We start from the raw sequence: 17,169 nt of genomic DNA, 5'->3' as shown, positions 1-17,169 counted from the left end.
GCATTGCAGAGGAACACTATCATGGCCATCCGCACGTTTCGGGAACACACGCCGAAAGTGGGACCACGGGCCTTCGTCGACCGTTCGGCGGTGGTCATCGGCGACGTCGAGATCGGCGAGGACAGCTCGATCTGGCCGCTGACCGTGGTACGCGGCGACATGCACCGCATCCGTATCGGCGCGCGCACCAGCGTGCAGGACGGCAGCGTGCTGCACATCACCCACGCCGGGCCGTTCAACCCCGATGGCTACCCACTGATCATCGGCGACGAGGTGACCATCGGTCACAAAGTCATGCTGCATGGCTGTACCCTGGGCAATCGCATCCTGGTCGGCATGGGCAGCACCATCATGGACGGCGCCATCGTCGAGGACGAAGTGATCATCGGCGCCGGCAGCCTGGTGCCACCCGGCAAGCGCCTGGTCAGCGGCTACCTGTACATGGGCAGCCCGGTGAAGCAGGTGCGCCTGCTGAGCGAGCAGGAACACGCGTTCTTCCCCTACAGCGCCGGCAACTACGTCAAGCTCAAGGACCAGCACCTGGCCGAAGGCTACGACCGCCCGGAATGAATTCGACTGCAGAGAACACCATGCACCAGCAGAACATCCTCTTCGACCTCGACGGCACCCTGACCGACCCGCGCCTGGGCATCACCCGCTCGATCCAGTACGCCCTGGCCAAGCTGGGCATCGACGAGCCGGACCTTACCCGCCTCGAGCACTTCATCGGCCCGCCCTTGCTGCAGGCGTTCATGCAGTTCTATGCCTTCGACGAGGCCAAGGCCTGGGACGCGGTGAACTTCTACCGTGAACGCTTCAAGGTAACCGGGCTGTACGAAAACCTGATGTTCGACGGCGTGCCCGAGTTGCTGCAAGCGCTCAATGGCCAAGGCCGCACCCTGTACATCGCCACCTCAAAACCCTGGGAGTTCGCCCGCGAAATCGCCCGGCATTTCGCCTTCGACCATCACTTCAAGGTGATCTACGGCAGCGAGCTCGATGGCACGCGGACCAACAAGGTCGAGCTGATCCGCCACCTGCTGGACGAAGAGGGGCTGGATCCGACGCAGACCTTGATGATCGGGGATCGCAAGCATGACCTGATCGGTGCGCGGAGCAACGGTTTGCAGGCGGTGGCGGTGGGCTATGGGTTCGGCAGCCGGGAGGAGCTGGAGGCCGAGGCGCCGGCGTTCCACTTCGAGACGCTGGCCGAGCTGCACCAGGCATTCGTGCGCTGATCCCGCTTTATCGCGGATCAGGCCCGCCCCCACGCGCTGTCGTGGGAGCGGGCTTGCCCCGTGATGAGGCCAGCGCTGCCAACGCCAATTTGCGCTGCTCGATCGGCAACCTCCCAAGCGCCTCCACCCGCTCATAAAACCGCAGCCAATCCCCACCAACCTCTTTGAACAACTGCGAAAAAGCCGGCACCCACTGGTCATACAGGCCAAACGGCAACAACTTCGCATTGTTCATCGGCCCGTACATCCAGGCATCGAAACGCCGATCCCCGGCCCAATCCCGATCCCGCACCTCTCGGTACTCGCGCCGCAACCGTTCGAACTCCGTCTGCTTGGCCGCCCTCTTGCCCGCCGCATCCAGCGGCCCGGCATAGATCGCCTGCAGGCGCTCGCGGCTGGCGAGCACCAGGCGTATGAAGGCGTCGCGTTGCCCGGCACCATGCTCCTCGACCGCCTCCATCCCGCGCGCCGCGCGCCATTGCCGGGTGCCCTCCTGCTCGACGAACGACGCGAACGATTCGTTGAACTCGGTATCGTCCTGTACGTAGAAGCGCTGATGCGCCAACTCGTGGAAAATCACCGTGGCCAGGCGTTCCTCGCCCCAGCCGGTCATGGTCGAAAGAATCGGGTCGTCGAACCAGCCCAGGGTGGAGTAGGCCTCCACGCCCCCGACATAGACATCCAGACCCTCCTGGCGCATCAGCGCCGCCGCTCCGCGGGCGGCACCCTGGCGGTAGTAGCCGCGATAGGCCACGCAACCGGCGATGGGGAAACAATGGGTCACCGGCTGCAATGACAGCTCCGGGGTGGCGAACACGTTCCACACCACGTAGGGCCGGCCGAGGTCGGCATACACGCGGTAGCTGCCGTTGTCCGGCAACCTCAGTTGCGCGCTGGCGAAGGCCCGGGCTTTTTCGGCGAACAACAGGCGCTGACGCAAGGCCGGGCTGGTGGCAGGGTCTGCAATCACCCGTTCCAGCGGTTGGCGTGCCCGCAACAGCTGCCATTGCCCCTCGGCCAGCTGACCGTAATAGCCCACGCTTGAGCAACCGCTCAGCAGGACACCCAGCGTCACGGGAACAAACCGGGTGAAAACGCGGTCGAGAGCCCGACGGCTGCAGCGCATGAAAAGAAAAAGTCCAAACATCGAGGCTGTCTATCTCGCTCGTCGGCCGAATGCGACCAAGACTATCTCGCCAAGGGGAAGCTTTGCCATGCGTACACTGTTTGCCGTCGGCACGCTCGTGCTGTTGACCGGGTGTTCCACCTTGCCCGACCCGGACCCGAATCAGGCCTGGGTAGACCTGGCTCCGGGTGACAACGATTCGCTGCACGCCCTGCAAGTGGATGAGCGCGACTGGACCGACAGCCGCTATTTCGAGGTACAGCCCGGCAACCATGAACTGACAGTGCGCTACCAGTTCGCCGTGACGCCCAGCAACATCGGCCCGGTGGAGCATCCGCTGTGGCGCGACTGCCAGCTCAACCTCACCTTCAAGGACTTCACTGCCGGCCAGCGCTACCAGATGCAGGCCGGCAGCATCGGTTTCCGGCCGTGGATCAAACTCTACGACCAGCGCCAGAAGCTGATCGGCCAGGGCGAACCGGCAGGCTGCCAGCGCACCTGAACACCGCGAACGGCGCTATGCTTGTAGCCTGTGAACCGTGAGCGGGAGTTTCACCATGCGCCAGCCCATGATGCTGATGGCCCTCAGTGCTTTGGGGGCTTGCGCCAGCCCCTTGCCCCCCGCCGACCCTAGCAAGGCCTGGATCGACATGTACACCATCACTCCCGGCCGCACCCTCATGGCCGACCGCCTGGACGGCAAGCGCCTGGACGATGGCCGCTATTTTCAGGTGACGCCGGGCCGGCATGAACTGGTGGTGCGCTTCGACTACGAGATCTACGCCGGTGGCTTCAGTACCGACCCGACCGAGCGGACCTGCTACCTGACCGTGCGCTACGACGATTTCAAGGCTGGCGAGCGTTACCGCCTGGAGGCCCGGGCTCCGGCGATGCAGCCGCAGGTGCTGTTGTACGACGCCAGCCGCAAGGTGGTGGTGAACGAACCGAGCAACGTCACCTGCATTCCTTGAGTGAACCACGGGGCTGCTGCGCAGCCCTTTCGCCGGCAAGCCGGCTCCCACAGTCATGGCGCCGACCTGGAGAATGACGCAAACCATGTGGGAGCCGGCTTGCCGGCGATGGGCCGCAACGCGGCCCCTGTGTTATCGATCGTTCTTCTGGTAGATGATCTTCTTGGTTCCACCCTCACAACTTCCCACGACCATGTTGGGGTCACTGACCTCGGCATTTGGCACGATCTCCAGCGTGTAGGAAGAAACCTTGTTCGCCTGGATCTTCGCTTCGATCTCGGCCTTCAGTTCCTCGCACGGCTTGGGCGCAGCCAGGGCAGCCGTGGCCAGCAGGGAAGCCAGCACACCAATTACTACGCGGATCATGGAACGGCTCCTGAAACAGGGCAGACGAGCTGCCAACGCTGTTTAGACTACAGCAAACCGCCGCCGTTACGCCGCCTAGGAAAGCAAGGTGGCGTCCAGGCTGATCGTCGCGTTCAACACCTTGGACACCGGGCAGCCGGCCTTGGCCTTGTTGGCGATCTCCTGGAACTGCGCCTCGCTGGCCCCAGGCACGCTGGCCTTGAGGATCAAGTGAACGGCGGTGATGGCAAAGCCATCGGCCTGCTTGTCCAGACTCACCTCGGCGTGAGTGTCGATCCGTTCCGGCGTGAATCCCGCCTCACCCAACATCATCGACAACGCCATGGAGAAGCAGCCGGCATGGGCAGCGCCGATCAGCTCTTCCGGGTTGGTCCCGGGCGAGCCTTCGAAACGGGTGTTGAAGCCGTAGGGCGCTTGCTTGAGCGCGCCGCTTTCAGTGGATATCTGGCCCTTGCCATCCTTCAGGCCACCTTGCCAGACCGCCGATGCTGTCTTCTTCATGCTGCCTCCTGTCACAGGGTTGGGGTGTCTAAGGTTCTGAGGACCAGGCCCACGCCAAGTTCAGATCAATCCGCAAGAAGGCATTGAATCCAGCGAATATGCCCATACAGAGTCCAGAAGGCCCATGGCCAACCACCTGTAGCGGAGGCTCCAATGACGCACCTGCGAGACCTGAAGATTTCCACCCTCGACCTGGTGCCCGTGCGCGCCGACGGCGGCCCGGCGCAAGCGTTGCGCAATTCGCTGGACCTGGCGCAACACGTCGAGCGTTTCGGCTACAACCGCTTCTGGGTCGCCGAACACCACAACATGGACGGTATCGCCAGCTCGGCCACCGCCGTGCTGATCGGTTACCTCGCCGGTGGTACCTCGACCATCCGCATCGGCTCTGGCGGGGTGATGCTGCCCAACCACGCACCGCTGGTGATCGCCGAACAGTTCGGCACCCTCGCCAGCCTGTACCCAGGCCGCATCGACCTGGGCCTGGGCCGCGCCCCCGGTTCCGACCAGATGACCGCCCGCGCCTTGCGCCGCGAGCGCTCCGGCAGCGCCGACGACTTTCCGGACGATGTCGAAGAGCTGTCGCGCTACCTGGGCCCGCGCACCGACGACCAGAAGGTCATCGCCGTACCCGGCCACGACACCGAGGTGCCCATGTGGCTGCTCGGCTCCAGCCTGTTCAGCGCCCAACTCGCCGGCATGCGCGGCATGCCCTACGCCTTTGCTTCGCATTTCGCGCCGCGCTACATGCACGAGGCGATCCGCATCTATCGCGACCATTTCAAACCGTCGACGACGCTGGACAAGCCTTACGTGATGCTGGGCATTCCGATGGTAGTGGCTGAAACCGACGAAAAGGCCGAATACCTGGCCACCTCGGTGTACCAGCGCATCCTCGCGCTGATCCGTGGCCAGAGCCTGATGCAGCGTCCGCCCGTCGAGAGCATGAATGGCCTTTGGCTGCCCCATGAACGTGATGCGGTGAGTAGCTTCCTGGGCCTGGCGATGATCGGCAGCCCGCAGAAGGTGCGGGCGAAGGTCGAGGTGTTGCTTGAGCAGACGGGGGCAGACGAGCTGATCTTTACCAGTGACCTGTATGAGCACGCCGACCGGATCAAGTCCTATGAACTGATGGCGCAGGCGCTCAAGGCCGAGTGAACTCAATCGCGGGGCAGGCCGCTGCGACTTGCCCCGCGATAAGGACTCGATCAGCCGCGGCGGTAGACGATTTCCTTGGTCCCACCCTCGCAACTGCCGATTACCTTGCCGGCCGGCTCGCCCTTGTTGACGATCTCCAGCGAGTACCCCTTGACCCCTTTGGCATCCAGCTTCGCCGCAATCTCAGCCTTGAGCTCCTCGCACGGCTTGCCCGCCGCCATCGCGCCGCCAGCCAACACCATCAGGCCCACGGCCAGAATCAATTTCTTCATCGATCGCTTTCCTTGTACAGATCAAAGACAAAAAGGGCGCGAAGCACGCGCCCTGCAACCTTGATACCCCAACACGCCGGGCAAGCCTAGCCCAGCTTGGTTTCAGCTGTTGGCGATGCGGAACCCAACCTTCAGCGTCACCTGGAAATGCGCGGCCTTGTTGTCACGGATATGCCCGCGGGTATCGATCACCTCGAACCATTCCAGGTGCTTGATGCTCTTGCCGGCCTCGGCCAGGGCGTTGTTGATCGCTTCTTCGATGCTGGTGGGCGAAGACCCGACCAGCTCGATCTTCTTGTAGGTGTGATGATCCGACATGAGCGCTCTCCTTGAGTGGGTAGTGGCTTGAGCCTAGCAGCACAGGCCCGGTTTACCTGCGAGCGATCGCCGCAGGGGAAAGTTCGATCGCACTTTCACCCAGCTGCGCAGTCGCAACCTGTACATCCCCACTCAGCAAGGAGAGTCGACATGGCACGCAATGCGTTGCGCAAAACCTCACTGGAAAGCATGGAAGCCGAGATCGAAAGCCTCCTCAAGACTCTGGAAGGCCTCAAGCACGATGCGTCGGAAGAAACGCAGAAGACCATGAAGACGCTGCGCGGCAACGCCGAAAGCGCCCTCAAGCACTCACGCAGCCTGCTCAGCGATGCCTACGAGGAAGTGAAGACCCGCACCCGCGAAACCGGCGTAGCCACCCGCGACTATGCCCAGGAACACCCCTGGACCACCGCAGGTGTCGCGGTGGGCGCCCTGGGCCTGCTGGCCGCCTACCTGATGTGCCGCCGCAACTAACCCGTCTGTCGCTGCAGCTCCTGGCGCAGCCATTGCGCCAGTTGCTCGGCGCGCCCGTCCGCGGCGCGCCGGGGTACCCACAAGGCCAGTGCCGCATTGGTGGGGGAGAAGCCCCATGGCGCGGCCAGCCGCCCGGCCTTCAGGTCGTCCGCCACCAGCGGTTGCGGGGCAATAGCCACACCCAGCCCGGCCACTGCGGCTTCCAGCAAATAGTAAAGATGCTCGAAGGCTTGCCCGTACTTCAGCGTTTCGGGCGCCAGCCCATGCTGTCGCGCCCAAGTAGGCCAAGCCTGCGGCCGCGAGGTCGTATGGAGTACGGCAACATGCTGCAAAGCCACGGCTGGCGAGGCTTTCAAACGATCGAAGTCCTCAAAGCGCGGGCTCATCACCGGGCCAATACGTTCCTCGGCGAGCACATGCACCTGCATGTCCGCCGGCCACGGTGGCTCTGCGTAAACCAGCAGTGCGTCCAGCCCCGGGCGTCGCGGATCAAGGTCGCCTTCACCCGCTGACAGGTGCAGGCGCAGCTCCGGCAGGTCGGCTTTCAGGCGCCCCAGGCGGGGGATGAACCAACGCGCCAGCAAGCTGCCGGAGCAACCGAGCACGAACGGCGCTTCGTCGGCATCGCGGGAAAGCTCGGCGCAGACACCGCGCAGCCGGTCGAAGGCCTCGAAGCTGGCATCGCGCAGACGCACACCGGCATCTGTGAGTTTGACGCCGCGCCCGTCCTTGACGAACAAGGCTACCCCCAGATGCTCCTCAAGCACCTTGATCTGCCGGCTGACCGCGCCATGGGTGACATGCAGCGCTTCTGCTGCCTGGCTGACACTGTTCAGCCGGGCTGTCGCCTCGAAGGCCCGCAACGCATTGAGGGGAGGAAGGTCCTGAGCCATCTTACTTGTGAGTTTTTCTGACAGGTTTGCGCAATCTTATCGGTTTTCAGCCGGCCACGTCGTGGTTAGAGTAAAGCCCATCGAATCTCTACTTCGCCTACGGAGCGCCCCATGACCCAGACCCAATACCGCCCCGGCCCCGACGCCAACGGCCTGTTCGGCTCGTTCGGCGGCCGCTACGTGGCCGAAACCCTGATGCCGCTGGTACTCGACCTTGCCCGCGAATACGAAGCCGCCAAGGCCGACCCCAAGTTCCTCGAAGAGCTGGCCTACTTCCAGCGCGACTACATTGGCCGCCCCAACCCGCTGTACTTCGCCGAGCGCCTGACCGAGCACTGCGGCGGCGCCAAGATCTTCTTCAAGCGTGAAGAACTCAACCACACCGGCGCGCACAAGGTGAACAACTGCATCGGCCAGGTGCTGCTGGCCAAGCGCATGGGCAAGAAGCGCCTGATCGCCGAGACCGGCGCCGGCATGCACGGCGTGGCCACCGCCACCGTCGCCGCGCGCTTCGGCCTGCCCTGCGTGATCTACATGGGCGCCACCGACATCGAGCGCCAGCAGGCTAACGTGTTCCGCATGAAGCTGCTGGGCGCCGAGATCGTCCCGGTCACCGCTGGCACCGGCACGCTCAAGGACGCCATGAACGAGGCCCTGCGCGACTGGGTCACCAACGTCGAAGACACCTTCTACCTGATCGGCACCGTGGCAGGTCCCCACCCGTACCCGGCGATGGTCCGCGACTTCCAGTCGATCATCGGTAAAGAGACCCGCGCCCAGCTGCACGAGAAGGAAGGGCGCCTGCCCGACAGCCTGATCGCCTGCGTCGGCGGCGGCTCCAATGCCATGGGCCTGTTCCACGACTTCCTCGAAGATGAAAGCGTCAAGATCATCGGCGTCGAGGCCGGCGGCCACGGCGTACACACCGACAAGCACGCGGCCAGCCTGAACGGCGGCGTACCAGGCGTGCTGCACGGCAACCGCACCTACCTGCTGCAGGACGACGACGGCCAGATCACCGACGCCCACTCGATTTCCGCAGGCCTGGACTACCCCGGCATCGGCCCGGAGCACGCCTACCTGCACGAAGTGAAGCGCGTGGAGTACGTGAGCATCACCGACGACGAAGCCCTCGACGCCTTCCACATCAGCTGCCGCCTGGAAGGCATCATCCCGGCGCTGGAAAGCTCCCACGCCCTGGCCGAGGCGATCAAACGCGCGCCGACGCTGCCCAAGGACCACTTGATGGTGATCTGCCTGTCCGGTCGCGGCGACAAGGACATGCAAACCGTGATGAACCACATGGCCGCCCAGGAGAAACAGGCATGAGCCGTCTCGAACAACGCTTCGCCGATCTCAAGGCCGAAGGCCGCTCGGCACTGGTCACCTTCGTTACCGCAGGCGACCCCGGCTACGATGCCTCGCTGAAAATCCTCAAGGGCCTACCGGCCGCCGGCGCCGACGTGATCGAGCTGGGCATGCCGTTCACCGACCCGATGGCCGACGGCGTGGCGATCCAGCTCGCCACCCTGCGCGCCCTGGAAGCTGGCCAGACCCTGGCCAAGACCCTGCAGATGGTGCGTGAATTCCGTGTGGATAACCAAACCACCCCGATCGTGCTGATGGGTTACTACAACCCGATCCATCGCTTCGGCGTGGAGCAGTTCGTCGCCGAAGCCAAGGAAGCTGGTGTCGATGGCCTGATCATCGTCGACCTGCCGCCCGAGCATGACGCCGAGCTGGCCACCCCGGCCCAGGCCGCCGGCATCGACTTCATCCGCCTGACCACCCCGACTACCGACGACGTGCGCCTGCCACGCGTGCTGGAGCGCAGCTCCGGATTCGTCTACTACGTCTCGGTGGCCGGTGTGACCGGTGCGGGCTCGGCGACCACCGAGCATGTGACCGAGGCCATTGCGCGCCTGCGTCGGCATACCGACCTGCCGATCAGCGTTGGTTTCGGCATTCGTACGCCGGAGCAGGCTGCGGCTATCGCCCGCCTGGCCGATGGCGTGGTGGTGGGCTCGGCGCTGGTCGACAAGATTGCCCAGGCCAAGGGTGCCGAGCAGGCCGTGACTGATGTGCTGAGCCTTTGCTCGGCGCTGGCTGAAGGTGTGCGCGCGGCACGCAACTAAGCGCGAGGGCTTCGCCCTCGATCGCCGGCAAGCCGGCTCCCACAAGACCTGTGGGAGCCGGCTTGCCGGCGATAGGGCCGTCAGAGCAACCTAGCCTTCAAAGATCGACAGATCCAGCGGCCTGATCGCCCCCATCCAGATCGCATGATCGCGGTGATCCGCCAGCTCATCCCCGGTCTCCGGGTGCAGGAACACCACCAACCCCTTGCGATACAGCGCCAGCCACGGCAGCACCACCCCCACCACCTCCGGCCCGAACGCCAGCTGACAGCTCCAGTCCGGGTGCGGCCCGACCGGTTTCTGGTGCATGCGGCCCATGGTCACGGGGAACAGCCGCGTCGCTTCTTCGCACAGCTCGCGGGCCTGCTCCATGGTCGACGCATCGTAGTACACGTGGGCGTGGTAACCCTTGATCCTTTGCACGGTGGCTCCTGTTTAGGCGGCGCTTTGCCTTAGCATCGGCGTTGTCTGCTTCGCGGGCAAGCCCGCTCCCACATGGATAAGCCTGGCGCGGTCCCTGTGGGAGCCGGCTTGCCGGCGATGGGTTGCGCAGCAACCCAGTTACGACCCACGCTCCTGCTCCAGCCAATCCACAAACCGCTCGATCAACGCCCCACGCCGCTTGCGTGGCGGCAGCACCACGTAATACCCCCGCTTCGAGCGCAAACTGCCTTCCAGCGGCCGGCACAGCAGCTCCTGCTCGACCAGCCCATCCACCAGGTGCGCCCAGCCGATCGCCACGCCCTGGCCGGCAATCGCGGCCTGAATCAGCAGGGTGTAGTTGTCGAACCGCAGCTGACCGGACGGAGGAGGGCTGTCCACACCAAGACCACGGAAAACCCCGGCCCAATCGAACCAGCGACTGGCCTGCTCACCCTTCAAGTGCAGCAATGGCAATCGCTGCAAAGCCACGGCTGACAAGGGTTTGCCATGAATCAGCCGAGGGCTGCACACCGGGAAAACCTCCTCATCGAACAGCCAGCGGCTCTCGCCCTGATGGAAGCGACCATCACCGAACAGCACCGCCACATCGATGTCCGGGCGCAGCATCGCCTGGCTGCGCTCTCCGGTCACCAGGCTCACGTCCACCTGTGGATAAGCCTCGTGGAAACGCTGCAAGCGCGGCATCAGCCAGAACGCCGCAAAGGCGAAGTCGGTCGCCACCTGCAGCACCTCGCGCTGGCCGCGCCCGCTGGCTTGGGCAACGCCATCGTCCATCGCCTGCAAGCCCTGATGCACCTGCTCGAACAACAGCAACCCCGCCTCGGTCAGCTCGATACCCCGGTAGATCCGGTCGAACAACCTTGTGCCCAACTGCGCCTCCAGGCGCTTCATCTGCTGGCTGACCGCCGGCTGGGTGGTGCCCAGCTCCACGGCGGCAGCGGTGAAACTGCGCAGGCGGGCGGCGGCCTCGAACACGCGCAAGGTGTCGAGGGGCAGGTCGGCAAGGTGCTCAAACATAAGCTTGGCTAATCCCAGTCATTGCCCGGCATGGGCTTTACCCCTGTTATCCACAGCCGCATGCTGGATTGCAAGTGGTACCCATAACTCTCGACGATGGAAGGCACCCATGAAGCGACCCAACATCCTGTTCATCATGGCCGATCAGATGGCCGCGCCGTTGCTGCCGATCTACAACCCATCGCCGATCAAGATGCCCCACCTGGCCCGCCTCGCCGAGCAGGCCGTGGTGTTCGACAGCGCCTATTGCAACAGCCCGTTGTGCGCGCCGTCGCGCTTCACCCTGGTCAGCGGCCAGTTGCCCAGCCGCATCGGCGCCTTTGATAACGCCGCCGACTTCCCCGCCGACGTGCCCACCTACGCCCACTACCTGCGCCGGCTCGGCTACCGCACAGCGCTATCGGGCAAGATGCACTTCTGCGGCCCGGACCAGCTGCACGGCTACGAAGAACGCCTGACCAGCGATATCTACCCGGCCGACTACGGCTGGGCGGTGAACTGGGATGAACCGGAGGTGCGCCCGAGCTGGTACCACAACATGTCCTCGGTGCTGCAAGCCGGGCCCTGCGTGCGCACCAACCAGCTGGATTTCGATGAAGAGGTGGTGTTCAAGGCGCGCCAGTACCTCTATGACCATGTACGCGAGGACGACGGCCGGCCATTCTGCCTGACCGTCTCCATGACCCACCCCCATGACCCCTACACCATTCCCAAGCACTACTGGGACATGTACCAGGATGTGGATATCCCACTGCCGCGGGACGAGATCGCTCAAGGCGAGCAGGACCCGCACTCGCAACGCCTGCTCAAGGTCTACGACCTGTGGAACAAGCCACTGCCCGTGGACAAGATCCGCGACGCCCGCCGCGCCTACTTCGGCGCCTGCAGCTACATCGACGACAACATCGGCAAGCTGCTGCAAACCCTCGAGGACTGTGGCCTGGCCGACGACACCCTGATCGTGTTCTCGGGCGATCACGGCGACATGCTTGGCGAGCGCGGGCTCTGGTACAAGATGCACTGGTTCGAGATGGCGGCGCGGGTGCCGCTGTTAATCCATGCGCCCAAGCGCTTCGCACCGGCGCGAATCGGCGCCAGCGTGTCCACCTGTGACCTGCTGCCGACCCTGGTCGAACTGGCCGGCGGCGCTGTGGAAAACCACCTGCATCTGGATGGCCGCTCGCTGCTCGGCCACCTGCAAGGGCAGGGCGGGCATGACGAAGTAATAGGCGAGTACATGGCCGAAGGCACGGTCGGCCCGCTGATGATGATCCGCCGTGGCCCCTACAAGTTCGTGTACAGCGAAGACGACCCATGGCTACTCTACGACCTGAGCCGCGACCCGCACGAGCGGGAGAACCTCACCGGCAGCCCGGACCACCAGGCGCTGCTGCAGGCATTTGCCGATGAAGCCAGGAAGCGCTGGGATATCCCGGCCCTGCGCCAGCAGGTGCTGGCCAGCCAACGGCGCCGCCGCCTGGTGGCCGAGGCACTGGCCATCGGCAAACTGAAAAGCTGGGACCACCAACCGTTGGTGGACGCCAGCCAACAGTACATGCGCAACCATATCGATCTCGACGACCTCGAGCGCAAGGCACGTTATCCACAGCCCGCACCCCTGGATTGAGAAGAGAGACCGCCATGCAGAAGTTCTCCACCGCCGTGCTCACCCTGGCCCTGAGCCTGGGCACGGCACACGCCGCCGACAGCGACGCGCAATGCAGCACCGTGAAACTGGCCGACCCCGGCTGGAGCGATATCGCCAGCACCAACGCCGTGGCCCGGCTGCTTTTGGAAAGCCTGGGGTACCAGGTGAAGATCGACAGCCTGGCCGTGCCGATCATCTACGGCGGCCTGAAAGATGGCCGGGTGGATGCTTTCCTCGGCAATTGGATGCCGGCGCAGCAGGGTTTCCATGACAAGTTCATCGCCAATGGCGATGTACAGCAACTGGCGAAGAACCTGGAAGGCACCGAGTTCACCCTGGCGGTGCCCGACTATGTATGGAACGCAGGCGTGAAGGACTTCGCCGACCTGCAAAAGCATGCCGAGCAGTTCGACAAGAAGCTCTACGGCATCGGCTCCGGCGCGCCGGCCAACCTGTCGCTGAAAGAGATCATCGACAAGAATGAGTTCGACCTGGGCCAGTGGAAACTGGTCGAGTCCAGCGAGCAGGCGATGCTCGCTCAAGTGGACCGGGCAGTGAAGAAGCAGCAGTTCATCACCTTCCTTGGCTGGACGCCGCACCCGATGAACGTGAAGCTGAAGATGCATTACCTCACGGGCGGGGAGAAATGGTTCGGCAGCAAGGGCGATGTCTACACCCTGACCCGCAAAGGTTATCCACAAGCCTGCCCGAATGCGGCGAAGCTGCTGGGGAACTTGAAGTTCTCGCTGGAGATGGAGAACAGCATCATGGCCGAGGTTGTGGATAAGAAGGTGAGCTTCGATGAGGCGGCCAAGGCTTGGGTGAAGGCGCATCCAGAACTGTTGGAAGGGTGGTTGGCCGGGGTGACCACTAAAACCGGTGGCCACGCCCAAGAGGCCGTAACAGCCCGACTCTAGAGCCTTGCTGCCAATTCCGGCCTCATCGCTGGCAAGTCGCAGCGGCGAACCGCAGCTCCCACAGGTACAGCGACAGGCTTGAGGCTTGTGGTATCACTGTGGGAGCCGGCTTGCCGGCGATGAGGCCAGCAAGGCCAACACAAGATCGGATCCTGAGCGAGTTGCCCCATGCCCCGCCTGACCCACCTGCTGCCCTTCCTCACCTGGCTGCCCCGCCAATCGGGTCGCAGCTTGCGCCAGGACCTGCTGGTGGGCCTGAGCGGCGCCATCCTTGCCCTGCCACAGTCCATCGCCTACGCCCTGATCGCCGGCCTGCCCGCCGAATACGGCCTGTACGCCGCCATCGTACCCGTGCTGATCGCCTGCCTGTGGGGCTCGTCCTGGCACCTGATCTGCGGCCCCACCGCCGCAATCTCCATCGTCCTCTACGCCAGTATCAGCCCGCTGGCCGTGGCCGGCAGTGCCGACTATGTGACCCTGGTACTGCTGCTGACCTTCCTTGGCGGTCTTTTCCAGCTATTGCTGGGGCTACTGCGCTTCGGCGCGCTGGTCAATTTCGTTTCCCACTCGGTGGTGCTGGGCTTCACCCTCGGCGCCGCCATCGTCATCGCCCTTGGGCAGTTACCGAACCTGCTGGGGATGGACCTGCCGAGCCAAGCCACGGCGTTGAAGACCGTGCAGGACCTGGCTGGGCACATGGGCGAAGTGGATCTGCCATCGCTGGCCCTGGGCCTGGCCACGCTGGTGATCGGGATCGCCCTCAAGCTCTGGCGCCCGCGCTGGCCAAGCCTGTTGATAAGCCTGCTGCTGGTCAGCCTGGTGGCTTGGCTGTTACCCGGCGTGTTCGGCCACGTACCCAGGGTGTCTGCGTTTACCGGGCAGCTCCCGCCCTTCAGCCCGCTGCCGCTGTTGGACGTGGAACTGATGCTGCGCCTGCTGCCCAGCGCTGTGGCGGTGGGCATGCTGGGGCTGGTTACCAGCCTGTCGATTGCCCGCTCGTTGTCGGCACGTTCGGAGCAACTGATCGACCCTGACCAGGAAATCCGCGCACAGGGCCTGTCTAATATCGGCGGCGCGTTTTTCTCCGGTTATCTGTCCGCAGGTTCCTTCACTCGCTCGGGCCTGAGCTACGACGCTGGCGCCCGCTCGCCGCTGGCCGGGGTGTTCTCGGCGCTGTGGGTGGCGCTGTTCGCGGTGACCGGCGCCGGGCTGATCGCCCACCTGCCGATCCCGGCGATGGCGGGGAGCATCCTGCTGATTTGCTGGGGGCTGGTAGACCATCGCGGCATTCGCGCGCTGTTCCGGGTCAGCCGCTCGGAGTTCCTGGTGATGACGCTGACGGCAGCCGCGACGCTGCTGCTGGAGCTGCAGACGGCGATCTATGCCGGGGTGCTGGCGTCGCTGTTCTTCTACCTCAAGCGCACGTCGAGGCCACGGGTGCAGCAAAGCCGGGAAGGGGAGGCGGACATCTTGCGGGTGGGCGGGTCGATCTTCTTTGGCGCGGCGCATTACCTGCAGGTGCGCCTTCAGCGCTGCCAGGGGCCACACGTAGTGATCGATGCGCGGCAGGTGAACTTCATCGATTACTCGGGTGTGGATATGTTGCACCGCGAGGCGCGACGGCTGATGCGCAGTGGCGGGAGCCTGACGTTGCAGCGGGCACGGCCGCAGGTGGTGGAGGAGCTGCAGAAGCTGGAGGGGGTTGAACTGTGTCCCATTCGATTTGAGGAATGAGCTTTGAAATCCAGGGGCTGCTTTGCAGCCCTTTCGCTGGCAAGCCAGCTCCCACAGGTACCGCACTAGTCTTGCGCAAAGCGCGGTCCATGTGGGAGCTGGCTTGCCAGCGAAAGGGCCGCAAAGCGGCCCCAAAATCTCGAATTCAGCCGCGAGCTAGCTGCCGACGCAGCTCATCCAGCACCGGCCCGGTCTCAGGCCGAACCCCGCGCCAGATAAAGAACGCCTCGGCCGCCTGCTCAGCCAGCATCCCCAACCCATCCAGCACCTTGGCCGCACCCAGCTTGCTCGCCCACTGGCAGAACGGCGTCGGTTCCTTGCCATACATCATGTCGTAGCAAACCGTACGCCCCGCCTCGACCAGACTGTCGGCAATCGGCGGTAGCTCGCCAGCCAGGCTCGCCGAGGTGGCATTGATGATCACGTCCACCGGCTCCTGCAACCAGGCAAAACCGCTGGCCACCACCGGCCCCAGCTCATCGAACTCACGGGCCAGCTGCTCGGCCTTCTCCACCGTGCGGTTGGCGATCACCAGCGACTGCGGTTTGTGCGCCAAAATCGGCTCCAGCACGCCACGCACTGCGCCACCGGCACCAAGGATAAGGATGCGCTTGCCGGCCAGCTCGACCCCGGCGTTGACGGTGAGGTCGCGCACCAGCCCGGCGCCATCGGTGTTGTCGCCTTGCAGCGTGCCGTCAGCCAGCTTGCTCAAGGTGTTCACCGCGCCGGCACGCTGGGCACGCGGGGTGAGGCTGTCGCACAGGCGATAGGCCTCTTCCTTGAACGGCACGGTGACGTTGGCGCCGCTGCCTTGCTTGAAGAAGCCCCGGGCACAGTCGCTGAACTCGTCCAGCGGCGCCAGCAGCGTGTTGTACTCCAGGTCCTCGCCGGTCTGGTCGGCGAACAGACGGTGGATCAGCGGCGATTTGCTGTGGCCGATGGGGTTACCAAAAACAACGTACTGGTCCATGGGTGATCCTCGGGTTTCCACAGGCTTACTGGGCGAGCCAGTCGCGGTCTTGCAGGAAGTACTCGGTCAGGCGCGCTTCTTCGCTACCAGGCTCGGCTTTCCAGTCATAGCCCCAACGTACTTGCGGCGGCAGCGACATCAGGATCGATTCGGTGCGGCCCCCGGACTGCAGGCCGAACAGGGTGCCACGGTCGTAGACCAGGTTGAACTCGACGTAGCGGCCACGGCGATATTCCTGGAATTCGCGCTGGGCGGGGGTGTATGGGGTGCCCTTGCGGCGCTGGACGATCGGCAAGTAAGCCTCGACGTAGGCGTCACCGATGGCGCGGATGAAGGCGAAGCAGGTATCGAAGTCCCACTCGTTCAGGTCGTCGAAGAACAGGCCGCCGATGCCGCGTGGCTCGCCACGGTGCTTGAGGTGGAAGTAGCGGTCGCACCAGGCCTTGTAGCGCGGGTACACGTCGGCGCCGAACGGCGCGCAGGCCTGCTCGGCCACGCGGTGCCAGTGCACGCAGTCTTCTTCATTGCCGTAGTAGGGGGTCAGGTCGAAGCCGCCGCCGAACCACCATACTGCCTCTTCACCCTCTTTTTCGGCGATGAAGAACCGCACGTTGGCGTGGGAAGTGGGCACATGCGGGTTGTGCGGGTGGATTACCAGCGACACGCCCAGCGCTTCGAAACCACGGCCCGCCAGCTCCGGGCGGTGGGCACTGGCCGACGGCGGCAGGCCGCTACCGAACACGTGGGAGAAGTTCACGCCGCCCTTTTCGATCACCTTGCCGTCGCCGATCACCCGCGTGCGACCGCCGCCGCCGGCATCGCGCACCCAGGCATCCTCGACGAAGCGGGCGCCGCCGTCTTCGGTCTCGAGGGCAGTGCAGATGCGGTCTTGCAGGTCGAGCAGGTAGGCTTTCACGGCCTCGGTGCGGCTGGTCATCGGGTCACCTGGAAGGAGCGGGGAAAATTCGCCGCGTAGCATACCACCGG

Annotated in this window: 21 protein-coding genes; 11 read left to right on the top strand and 10 right to left on the bottom strand. The window is 64.4% G+C overall.

Annotated features, from left to right (window positions below; translation table 11 throughout):
- Positions 1-21: 21 nt before the first annotated feature.
- Positions 22-570, top strand: a complete 549-nt coding sequence (locus tag KSS90_RS00235) for a gamma carbonic anhydrase family protein (RefSeq protein ID WP_102682994.1) — start codon at positions 22-24, stop codon at positions 568-570.
- A 20-nt stretch (positions 571-590) separates the two neighbouring features.
- The gene (locus KSS90_RS00230; protein ID WP_217869709.1) at positions 591-1,238 is read left to right on the top strand and encodes an HAD family hydrolase; all 648 of its coding nucleotides are present in this window, start codon (positions 591-593) and stop codon (positions 1,236-1,238) included.
- Between the two features lie 7 nt (positions 1,239-1,245).
- Here the strand turns inward: KSS90_RS00230 and KSS90_RS00225 are convergent, their stop codons facing one another.
- Positions 1,246-2,364 carry an aminopeptidase gene (locus tag KSS90_RS00225; protein WP_217867785.1) on the bottom strand — a complete coding sequence of 373 codons (1,119 nt, stop codon included), beginning with the start codon at positions 2,362-2,364 and terminating at the stop codon, positions 1,246-1,248.
- An 88-nt stretch (positions 2,365-2,452) separates the two neighbouring features.
- On the opposite strand from KSS90_RS00225, the gene KSS90_RS00220 reads away from it, so the two are divergent.
- Both KSS90_RS00220 and KSS90_RS00215 read left to right on the top strand, forming a co-directional pair.
- Positions 2,453-2,866: a PA0061/PA0062 family lipoprotein gene (locus KSS90_RS00220; RefSeq protein ID WP_217867784.1), complete on the top strand. Its 414-nt coding sequence runs from the start codon at positions 2,453-2,455 to the stop codon at positions 2,864-2,866.
- Between the two features lie 55 nt (positions 2,867-2,921).
- Positions 2,922-3,335: a PA0061/PA0062 family lipoprotein gene (locus tag KSS90_RS00215; protein ID WP_217867783.1), complete on the top strand. Its 414-nt coding sequence runs from the start codon at positions 2,922-2,924 to the stop codon at positions 3,333-3,335.
- Positions 3,336-3,467: 132 nt separating this feature from the next.
- Here KSS90_RS00215 and KSS90_RS00210 read toward each other — a convergent pair whose 3' ends face one another.
- Complete coding sequence (locus tag KSS90_RS00210) at positions 3,468-3,701, bottom strand: DUF1161 domain-containing protein (RefSeq protein WP_217867782.1); 234 nt, start codon at positions 3,699-3,701, stop codon at positions 3,468-3,470.
- Between the two features lie 75 nt (positions 3,702-3,776).
- Positions 3,777-4,202 carry an OsmC family protein gene (locus KSS90_RS00205; RefSeq protein WP_217867781.1) on the bottom strand — a complete coding sequence of 142 codons (426 nt, stop codon included), beginning with the start codon at positions 4,200-4,202 and terminating at the stop codon, positions 3,777-3,779.
- Positions 4,203-4,355: 153 nt separating this feature from the next.
- Here KSS90_RS00205 and KSS90_RS00200 point away from each other — a divergent pair, with 153 nt between their 5' ends.
- The gene (locus tag KSS90_RS00200) at positions 4,356-5,360 is read left to right on the top strand and encodes an LLM class flavin-dependent oxidoreductase (RefSeq protein WP_217867780.1); all 1,005 of its coding nucleotides are present in this window, start codon (positions 4,356-4,358) and stop codon (positions 5,358-5,360) included.
- 50 nt (positions 5,361-5,410) lie between these two features.
- Here KSS90_RS00200 and KSS90_RS00195 read toward each other — a convergent pair whose 3' ends face one another.
- Complete coding sequence (locus tag KSS90_RS00195; RefSeq protein ID WP_023632600.1) at positions 5,411-5,632, bottom strand: DUF1161 domain-containing protein; 222 nt, start codon at positions 5,630-5,632, stop codon at positions 5,411-5,413.
- A gap of 102 nt (positions 5,633-5,734) precedes the next feature.
- Complete coding sequence (locus KSS90_RS00190; RefSeq protein WP_023632599.1) at positions 5,735-5,950, bottom strand: dodecin; 216 nt, start codon at positions 5,948-5,950, stop codon at positions 5,735-5,737.
- Between the two features lie 150 nt (positions 5,951-6,100).
- On the opposite strand from KSS90_RS00190, the gene KSS90_RS00185 reads away from it, so the two are divergent.
- Entirely contained in the window at positions 6,101-6,424 is a 324-nt protein-coding gene (locus KSS90_RS00185) for an ElaB/YgaM/YqjD family protein (protein ID WP_023632598.1), read from the top strand.
- Here KSS90_RS00185 and KSS90_RS00180 read toward each other — a convergent pair.
- Positions 6,421-7,317 carry a LysR family transcriptional regulator gene (locus KSS90_RS00180; RefSeq protein WP_217867779.1) on the bottom strand — a complete coding sequence of 299 codons (897 nt, stop codon included), beginning with the start codon at positions 7,315-7,317 and terminating at the stop codon, positions 6,421-6,423. The two genes, KSS90_RS00185 and KSS90_RS00180, sit on opposite strands and share 4 nt — an antisense overlap.
- 111 nt (positions 7,318-7,428) lie before the next feature.
- Between KSS90_RS00180 and trpB the strand changes: the two genes are divergently transcribed.
- Complete coding sequence (gene trpB, locus KSS90_RS00175) at positions 7,429-8,646, top strand: tryptophan synthase subunit beta (protein WP_217867778.1); 1,218 nt, start codon at positions 7,429-7,431, stop codon at positions 8,644-8,646.
- On the top strand, positions 8,643-9,452 hold the full coding sequence (gene trpA, locus KSS90_RS00170; RefSeq protein ID WP_217867777.1) for a tryptophan synthase subunit alpha: 810 nt from the start codon (positions 8,643-8,645) through the stop codon (positions 9,450-9,452). The genes trpB and trpA overlap by 4 nt, the downstream gene beginning before the upstream one ends.
- 90 nt (positions 9,453-9,542) lie before the next feature.
- Here the strand turns inward: trpA and KSS90_RS00165 are convergent, their stop codons facing one another.
- Together KSS90_RS00165 and KSS90_RS00160 are read right to left on the bottom strand one after the other, a co-directional pair.
- Positions 9,543-9,875: a DOPA 4,5-dioxygenase family protein gene (locus tag KSS90_RS00165; protein ID WP_011531491.1), complete on the bottom strand. Its 333-nt coding sequence runs from the start codon at positions 9,873-9,875 to the stop codon at positions 9,543-9,545.
- Positions 9,876-10,013: 138 nt separating this feature from the next.
- On the bottom strand, positions 10,014-10,913 hold the full coding sequence (locus KSS90_RS00160; RefSeq protein ID WP_217867776.1) for a choline sulfate utilization transcriptional regulator: 900 nt from the start codon (positions 10,911-10,913) through the stop codon (positions 10,014-10,016).
- Positions 10,914-11,022: 109 nt separating this feature from the next.
- Between KSS90_RS00160 and betC the strand changes: the two genes are divergently transcribed.
- The 3 genes from betC to KSS90_RS00145 all read left to right on the top strand — a co-directional run bounded on the left by betC (position 11,023) and on the right by KSS90_RS00145 (position 15,212).
- On the top strand, positions 11,023-12,540 hold the full coding sequence (gene betC, locus KSS90_RS00155; RefSeq protein ID WP_217867775.1) for a choline-sulfatase: 1,518 nt from the start codon (positions 11,023-11,025) through the stop codon (positions 12,538-12,540).
- A gap of 14 nt (positions 12,541-12,554) precedes the next feature.
- Positions 12,555-13,478 (top strand): choline ABC transporter substrate-binding protein, encoded by a 924-nt coding sequence (choX, locus tag KSS90_RS00150; RefSeq protein ID WP_217867774.1) that lies wholly within the window; start codon positions 12,555-12,557, stop codon positions 13,476-13,478.
- Between the two features lie 168 nt (positions 13,479-13,646).
- Positions 13,647-15,212, top strand: a complete 1,566-nt coding sequence (locus KSS90_RS00145; RefSeq protein ID WP_217867773.1) for a SulP family inorganic anion transporter — start codon at positions 13,647-13,649, stop codon at positions 15,210-15,212.
- Positions 15,213-15,357: 145 nt separating this feature from the next.
- Here the strand turns inward: KSS90_RS00145 and aroE are convergent, their stop codons facing one another.
- Positions 15,358-16,182 (bottom strand): shikimate dehydrogenase, encoded by an 825-nt coding sequence (gene aroE / locus KSS90_RS00140; protein ID WP_217867772.1) that lies wholly within the window; start codon positions 16,180-16,182, stop codon positions 15,358-15,360.
- 25 nt (positions 16,183-16,207) lie between these two features.
- A complete protein-coding gene (gene hemF, locus KSS90_RS00135) occupies positions 16,208-17,119 on the bottom strand; it encodes an oxygen-dependent coproporphyrinogen oxidase (RefSeq protein WP_046853587.1) in 912 nt (303 codons plus the stop codon).
- Between the last annotated feature and the right edge of the window lie 50 nt (positions 17,120-17,169).

The organism is Pseudomonas maumuensis, assembly GCF_019139675.1.
Classification (GTDB): domain Bacteria; phylum Pseudomonadota; class Gammaproteobacteria; order Pseudomonadales; family Pseudomonadaceae; genus Aquipseudomonas; species Aquipseudomonas maumuensis.
Note: the sequence above shows the minus strand (reverse complement) of the source record. Positions and strands in the feature narration are given on the sequence as shown.

What these genes read in the sequence shown, in the direction of transcription:
- KSS90_RS00205 (WP_217867781.1), bottom strand. Translation starts at nt 4,202, where the DNA reads ATGAAGAAGACAGCATCGGCGGTCTGGCAAGGTGGCCTGAAGGATGGC.
- KSS90_RS00215 (WP_217867783.1), top strand. Translation starts at nt 2,922, where the DNA reads ATGCGCCAGCCCATGATGCTGATGGCCCTCAGTGCTTTGGGGGCTTGC.
- choX (WP_217867774.1), top strand. Translation starts at nt 12,555, where the DNA reads ATGCAGAAGTTCTCCACCGCCGTGCTCACCCTGGCCCTGAGCCTGGGC.
- hemF (WP_046853587.1), bottom strand. Translation starts at nt 17,119, where the DNA reads ATGACCAGCCGCACCGAGGCCGTGAAAGCCTACCTGCTCGACCTGCAA.
- trpA (WP_217867777.1), top strand. Translation starts at nt 8,643, where the DNA reads ATGAGCCGTCTCGAACAACGCTTCGCCGATCTCAAGGCCGAAGGCCGC.
- aroE (WP_217867772.1), bottom strand. Translation starts at nt 16,182, where the DNA reads ATGGACCAGTACGTTGTTTTTGGTAACCCCATCGGCCACAGCAAATCG.
- trpB (WP_217867778.1), top strand. Translation starts at nt 7,429, where the DNA reads ATGACCCAGACCCAATACCGCCCCGGCCCCGACGCCAACGGCCTGTTC.
- KSS90_RS00235 (WP_102682994.1), top strand. Translation starts at nt 22, where the DNA reads ATGGCCATCCGCACGTTTCGGGAACACACGCCGAAAGTGGGACCACGG.
- KSS90_RS00230 (WP_217869709.1), top strand. Translation starts at nt 591, where the DNA reads ATGCACCAGCAGAACATCCTCTTCGACCTCGACGGCACCCTGACCGAC.
- KSS90_RS00200 (WP_217867780.1), top strand. Translation starts at nt 4,356, where the DNA reads ATGACGCACCTGCGAGACCTGAAGATTTCCACCCTCGACCTGGTGCCC.
- KSS90_RS00220 (WP_217867784.1), top strand. Translation starts at nt 2,453, where the DNA reads ATGCGTACACTGTTTGCCGTCGGCACGCTCGTGCTGTTGACCGGGTGT.
- KSS90_RS00145 (WP_217867773.1), top strand. Translation starts at nt 13,647, where the DNA reads ATGCCCCGCCTGACCCACCTGCTGCCCTTCCTCACCTGGCTGCCCCGC.
- KSS90_RS00190 (WP_023632599.1), bottom strand. Translation starts at nt 5,950, where the DNA reads ATGTCGGATCATCACACCTACAAGAAGATCGAGCTGGTCGGGTCTTCG.
- KSS90_RS00225 (WP_217867785.1), bottom strand. Translation starts at nt 2,364, where the DNA reads ATGCGCTGCAGCCGTCGGGCTCTCGACCGCGTTTTCACCCGGTTTGTT.
- KSS90_RS00185 (WP_023632598.1), top strand. Translation starts at nt 6,101, where the DNA reads ATGGCACGCAATGCGTTGCGCAAAACCTCACTGGAAAGCATGGAAGCC.
- betC (WP_217867775.1), top strand. Translation starts at nt 11,023, where the DNA reads ATGAAGCGACCCAACATCCTGTTCATCATGGCCGATCAGATGGCCGCG.
- KSS90_RS00160 (WP_217867776.1), bottom strand. Translation starts at nt 10,913, where the DNA reads ATGTTTGAGCACCTTGCCGACCTGCCCCTCGACACCTTGCGCGTGTTC.
- KSS90_RS00180 (WP_217867779.1), bottom strand. Translation starts at nt 7,317, where the DNA reads ATGGCTCAGGACCTTCCTCCCCTCAATGCGTTGCGGGCCTTCGAGGCG.
- KSS90_RS00195 (WP_023632600.1), bottom strand. Translation starts at nt 5,632, where the DNA reads ATGAAGAAATTGATTCTGGCCGTGGGCCTGATGGTGTTGGCTGGCGGC.
- KSS90_RS00210 (WP_217867782.1), bottom strand. Translation starts at nt 3,701, where the DNA reads ATGATCCGCGTAGTAATTGGTGTGCTGGCTTCCCTGCTGGCCACGGCT.